The sequence below is a fragment of the Streptomyces luteolus genome, from assembly GCF_029968015.1.
GTDB classification, from domain to species: Bacteria; Actinomycetota; Actinomycetes; order Streptomycetales; family Streptomycetaceae; genus Streptomyces; species Streptomyces luteolus.
The window spans coordinates 1-1,094 of record NZ_JASCIS010000111.1; the positions used below are offsets into that span (position 1 = coordinate 1).

General features: G+C 69.0%; 1 protein-coding gene. It reads left to right on the plus strand.

Features of this window, described 5'->3' with window-relative positions; all coding sequences use genetic code 11:
- Nucleotides 1-159: 159 nt before the first annotated feature.
- A partial coding sequence (locus QIT00_RS38695; RefSeq protein ID WP_282540190.1) for an IS110 family RNA-guided transposase occupies nucleotides 160-1,094 on the plus strand: 935 nt, incomplete at its 3' end.

Below are 1,094 nucleotides of genomic sequence, written 5' to 3' on the forward strand. Positions count from 1 at the left end.
CGAGGGGTGCCGTTGGAGACGCTGATGAGAGGTCCGGCCGCCGTCCGGTCCGGTGCAACGCCGGGCAGTTCGCGGGCGGCAGGTCTGCATAACGTGGATGCGCGAGTACGGCGCCGAAGCCCTGGCCAGCGCCACACCGACCCTGTTCGGGAGGATGGGTTGTACGACATCGACGACGTGGGTGTGTTCCTCGGCCTGGACGTCGGCAAGAGCGCCCATCACGGGCACGGACTGACCCCGGCCGGCAAGAAGGTCTTCGACAAGCAGCTGCCCAACAGCGAACCCAGGCTGCGGGCCGTCTTCGACAAGCAGGCCGCGAAGTTCGGCACCGTGCTGGTGATCGTGGACCAGCCCGCCTCCATCGGTGCTCTGCCGCTGACCGTGGCCCGGGACGCGGGCTGCAAGGTGGCCTACCTGCCCGGACTGGCGATGCGGCGGATCGCTGATCTCTACCCGGGCGAGGCCAAGACCGACGCGAAGGACGCCGCGGTGATCGCGGACGCCGCCCGCACCATGCCGCACACGCTGCGCTCGCTGGAACTGACCGACGAGATCACCGCCGAACTGACTGTTCTGGTCGGCTTCGACCAGGACCTTGCGGCCGAGGCAACCCGCACCTCCAACCGGATACGCGGCCTGCTCGCCCAGTTCCACCCGAGCCTCGAACGAGTCCTGGGGCCCCGGCTCGATCACCAGGCCGTGACCTGGCTGCTGGAACGCTACGGATCCCCGGCCGCCCTGCGAAAAGCCGGACGCCGCAGGCTCGTTGAAGTGATTCGGCCCAAAGCGCCCAGGATGGCCACCCGGCTGATCGACGAGGTCTTCGATGCGCTCGACGAGCAGACCGTCGTGGTCCCGGGAACCGGCACTCTCGACGTGGTGATCCCTTCGCTGGCCCACTCGCTCGCCGCCGTCCACGAGCAACGACGGGCTCTGGAAGTCCAGATCGGCCGGCTGCTGGAGGACCACCCTCTTTCCCAGGTCCTGACCTCGATGCCGGGGGTCGCGGTCAGGACCGCAGCCGTTCTGCTGGTCACCGTCGGCAACGGCACCAGCTTCCCCACCGCCGCCCACCTGGCCTCCTACGCCGGACT